This window comes from Streptococcus sp. DD04 (assembly GCF_001578725.1).
GTDB lineage: Bacteria > Bacillota > Bacilli > Lactobacillales > Streptococcaceae > Streptococcus > Streptococcus sinensis.
This window is the reverse complement of record NZ_KQ968982.1, coordinates 1-4560: the sequence shown is the minus strand read 5'-3', so window position 1 is coordinate 4560 and position 4560 is coordinate 1. Positions and strand designations below refer to the sequence as shown.

The following is a 4560-nucleotide window of genomic DNA, read 5'->3' as shown; positions in this document are numbered from 1 at the left end:
GGTACACTATTTTCACGATTAGGCGTCAAATTCATAGAGAGCAGTGGACAAGTAGCGTTCTCCGTTATCAGGTGTCAGAGCAAGGACTTTCTTACCAGCTCCTAGTTTTTTCGCGACTTCAATGGCTGCAAAAATAGCTGCAGCAGATGAAATTCCCACTAAGAAGCCTTCCTGACCACCGATATAGCGTCCCAATTCTAGCGCTTGCTCAGAAGTCACGCGGACAATGCCATCGTAAGCTTCTGTATCCAAGGTCTCTGGAATGAAGCCAGCTGAAAGTCCTTGGATTTTATGCGGACCAGGTTTTTCTCCAGAAAGGATAGCAGATTCGTCTGCTTCGACTGCATAGACTTGGATATTTGGATTCGCTTTTTTAAGAGCATGAGAAACACCAGAGATAGTCCCACCAGTTCCAACACCACCGACAAAGGCATCCAGTCCAGTTTCACCGAAAGCAGCGACAATTTCTGCTCCTGTTGTTCGTTCGTGAACTTCTGGATTGGCGGGGTTGTTAAATTGTAGCGGTAACCAGCCTTTGCGCTCTTGGGCGATTTCTTCTGCCTTGGCGATAGCGCCTTTCATTCCTTCGCTACCTGGAGTCAAAACTAGCTCTGCTCCATAGGCTTGGACAATCTTGCGGCGCTCCACACTCATGGTTTCTGGCATGACAATGACAACCTTGTAGCCTTTAGCTGCCCCAACCCATGAAAGACCAATACCAGTATTTCCGCTGGTTGCTTCCACAATAGTGTCGCCAGGCTTGATAAGGCCATCGCGTTCAGCGGCCTCAATCATGCTGAGAGCAATCCGGTCTTTGACAGAAGAGCCAGGGTTGAAGGCTTCTAACTTGACGTAAACCTCAGCAGCTCCTTCAGGAACGATATTATTTAGTTTAACAATTGGTGTCCGTCCGACCAATTCTGTGATATTTTGATAAATGTTTGTCATCCTTCATACCTCAATACTTTAATGAAACTAGTATAAGACGAAAGCGGTACTTTGTAAAATATAAAAAAGCTATGGCCACGATAAAAATTCTTTATCACAAAGCCTAGCTTTTTAAATTATTCAACTGTTAAGGGAATTTCAACCTCGCGCAAACCTTGATCGTCAATTTGGATTTTGCCATTGAAAAACTCGACTAATTTCTGTTCTAGTGGTTCTTTTTCCTGCTTGTCGATATAGATGGTTGTGGCAACTAGATCTGTGAATTCTGTGTCGAATTCGATCAGATCTTCAGCTTTTAAAAAGTTATCAAAGTTTTGGTACTGGCTGTAAGACATTTTGAGGCGCAGGCCTGCCTGTTCTTTGATTTCGAACAGGCCAATTTCTTTAATTGCCAAAGCGACGATGCCTGCATAAGCTCGGATGAGTCCGCCAGCTCCTAGCTTGATCCCACCAAAATAGCGCGTGACCACAAAGCAGACATTGGTCAGCTGGTGGTTTTCCATGACACCGAGCATGGGAACGCCTGCTGTACCGCTAGGTTCCCCGTCGTCACTGGTTCGTTTGATTTCACTTTTCTCTCCGACAATAAAAGCAGAGCAATTATGAGTGGCTTTATAGTGCTCTTTTTTGATGGCAGCAATAAAATCTCTAGCTTCCTCTTCTGAGTAAACGCGCTTTGCATGGCAAATGAAACGGGATTTTTTAATTTCTTCTTGGGCTTGGCCATCTTGTCTAATTGTTCTATATTCCATAGTTTTATTGTACACAAAAAATTGGATTTTTCCAAAAGTTTTACGAATAAAAAAGTATGTTAGAAAGAAAAGATTGCCTAGGTAGGATATTTACAAAAGATCAGCTCAGCCCAGAGTTGCAATTGCAAGCTCAGCAGCTTCCCGGTATGCGAGAGGAAAGGAGGAAATTATTTTGCGGACGCTGTGGCACTCAAGTGGACAAAGAGCATCATCAGCTGCCAGTCAATGCCTACTATTGTAGGGAATGTGTGATTTTGGGGCGAGTCCGGAGTGACCAAGAACTCTACTATTTTCCGCAGGAAGACTTTCCAGCAAATCAGGTACTCAAGTGGCAGGGGAAATTAACAGCCTTTCAAGAGAAAGTTTCTCAGGGACTGTTAGAGTCAGTTGCTCAAAAGCAGAATAGCCTTGTCCATGCGGTGACTGGTGCGGGCAAAACGGAGATGATTTATCAGGTGATTGCAGAGGTGGTTGATCGCGGAGGTGCCGTTTGCCTAGCCAGTCCTCGGATCGATGTCTGTTTAGAGCTTTATCACCGTCTCAAGCTGGATTTTGTCTGCCCGATTTCGCTTTTGCATGGCGAATCCGAGCCCTATTTTCGGAGTCCCTTGGTCATTGCTACTACCCATCAGCTTCTTAAATTTTATCGAGCCTTTGATTTGCTGATTGTGGACGAGGTGGATGCTTTTCCTTATGTGGACAATCCTGTGCTTTACCATGCCGTGGAGCAGTCAGTCAAGGAGAAAGGAACCACCATCTTTTTAACTGCCACTTCGACGGATGAGCTGGATAAAAAAGTTAAAAAAGGAGAATTAAAACGACTTAGTCTTCCTCGGCGCTTCCATGGCAATCCTTTGATTGTGCCCCAAAAAGTTTGGCTGGCAGATTTTCAAAAATATTTAGCGAAAAAGAAATTGCCGCCTAAGCTGAAAAAATATATCGAGAGACAGAGAAAAACAGGCTCTCCTTTGCTAATATTTGCCTCAGAAATCAAAAGAGGTCAGGAATTTGCACAAGTTTTGGAGGAGATCCTTCCAGCGGAAAGAGTCGGTTTTGTGGCTTCAACAACTGAAAATCGTTTAGAAATCGTTGAAGAGTTTCGGAAGCGAGAAATTACCATTTTGGTCACGACGACCATCTTAGAGCGTGGCGTGACCTTTCCTTGTGTAGATGTCTTTGTTTTGGAGGCCAACCATCGTCTTTTTAGTCGTAGTGCTCTGGTTCAAATTTCTGGTCGAGTGGGGCGCAGTATGGAGCGTCCAACAGGAGATTTATTCTTCTTTCACGACGGTACTACAAGTTCAATCGAAAAAGCGATTCGTGAAATCAAACTGATGAACAAGGAGGCTGGCCTATGAGAAATTGCCTTTTATGCAGCCAAGTAGTCGAAGAAAATAGGACTTTTTCTTCCTTGATTTTATTACAAAAAGAACAGAATACAATTTGTAACCATTGTCGAGCAGGATTTGAAGCTATTTCTGCTATCCATTGTCCACGCTGCTGGAAGGAGGGAGGAGAGGACGTTTGCTCGGATTGTCAGGCATGGGAAGCGCAAGGCTATTTGGTTCAACATCAGGCCTGTTTTCTTTACAATGATTTGATGAAGGATTTCTTCAGCAAATATAAGTTTCAAGGAGATTATCTTCTAAGATTTGTTTTTGCGGAAGTTCTCAAAAAAAGTCTCAGAAACTTCAAAAAATATACTTTAGTTCCTATTCCGGTCAGTCCTGAAAAATACCAAAGTCGAGGTTTTAATCAGGTAGAAGGCTTCTTGCAAGCTGCTGGTTTGCCTTATAAACATTTGCTTGAAAAGCAGGATGTGCTTGCTCAATCCAGTAAAAATCGTGAAGAACGTTTAAAAAGTCAGCAATGTTTTAGATTGGCAAAAGATAGTCTTCTGTCAGATAAGATTGTGCTGATAGATGATATTTATACGACTGGTAAAACCTTACAATTGGCTCGAGAATTACTGCTGGAAGCAGGTGTGAAAGAAGTTTTGACATTTTCACTCGCAAGATAAGAAAATATTTGCAAAAAAGGAATGAAAGCGTTATAATGATATTGTAAATAAAACATTTATGTTTAGAAAGAAGGTACTTATATGCTTAAATATAGTATCCGTGGTGAAAACCTAGAAGTAACTGATGCTCTCCGTGACTACGTAGTTTCTAAACTTGAGAAGATTGAGAAGTATTTCCAAGCAGAGCAAGAACTTGATGCACGTGTCAACCTGAAGGTTTATCGCGAAAAAACGGCAAAAGTCGAAGTAACCATTCCTCTTGGTTCCATTACCCTTCGGGCAGAAGATGTTTCACAAGATATGTACGGTTCTATTGACTTAGTTGTTGATAAAATTGAACGTCAGATTCGTAAGAATAAGACAAAAATTGAAAAGAAAAATCGTAACAAAGTTGCAACTAGTCAGCTTTTCACGGACGCTTTAGTGGAAGAAGCTGATGAATCATCTTCAAAAGTGGTGCGCTCTAAACATATTGATCTAAAACCAATGGATGTAGAAGAAGCTATCTTGCAAATGGATTTGTTGGGGCATGATTTCTTCATTTATACCGACGTAGAAGACAATACAACGAATGTTATCTATCGTCGTGAAGATGGAGATATCGGTTTGTTAGAAGTAAAATAACTCATTAAAGCCGTCCGATTTGGATGGCTTTTTATCTGATAAATTGTAAAATATAGAAAATAAATATACTGGTTTTTATTAAGAAACTATCGCTGGAGTTTGATAGTTAGAAAAAAATCGTTTACAGAGAATACTAGATTAGTAGTCTCTTGAAAGTTGTTTTCCACGTTTTTAACGCCCTTACAGCGATATTCTAAGGCGGAATGAAAAAATCAC

General features: G+C 41.5%; 5 protein-coding genes. 3 read left to right on the top strand and 2 right to left on the bottom strand.

Annotated features, from left to right (window positions below):
• Positions 1 to 18: 18 nt before the first annotated feature.
• Positions 19 to 948 (bottom strand): cysteine synthase A, encoded by a 930-nt coding sequence (cysK, locus tag STRDD04_RS09550; RefSeq protein ID WP_062201818.1) that lies wholly within the window; start codon positions 946 to 948, stop codon positions 19 to 21.
• 116 nt (positions 949 to 1064) lie between these two features.
• Entirely contained in the window at positions 1065 to 1700 is a 636-nt protein-coding gene (locus STRDD04_RS09545) for a YigZ family protein (RefSeq protein WP_062201816.1), read from the bottom strand.
• Positions 1701 to 1756: 56 nt separating this feature from the next.
• On the opposite strand from STRDD04_RS09545, the gene STRDD04_RS09540 reads away from it, so the two are divergent.
• The 3 genes from STRDD04_RS09540 (at position 1757) to hpf (ending at position 4344) form a co-directional block, all read left to right on the top strand.
• Positions 1757 to 3058, top strand: a complete 1302-nt coding sequence (locus tag STRDD04_RS09540; RefSeq protein ID WP_062201814.1) for an ATP-dependent helicase ComFA — start codon at positions 1757 to 1759, stop codon at positions 3056 to 3058.
• The gene (locus STRDD04_RS09535; protein WP_062201812.1) at positions 3055 to 3720 is read left to right on the top strand and encodes a ComF family protein; all 666 of its coding nucleotides are present in this window, start codon (positions 3055 to 3057) and stop codon (positions 3718 to 3720) included. The genes STRDD04_RS09540 and STRDD04_RS09535 overlap by 4 nt, the downstream gene beginning before the upstream one ends.
• Before the next feature lie 81 nt (positions 3721 to 3801).
• A complete protein-coding gene (gene hpf / locus STRDD04_RS09530) occupies positions 3802 to 4344 on the top strand; it encodes a ribosome hibernation-promoting factor, HPF/YfiA family (RefSeq protein ID WP_037617653.1) in 543 nt (180 codons plus the stop codon).
• Positions 4345 to 4560: the final 216 nt, after the last annotated feature.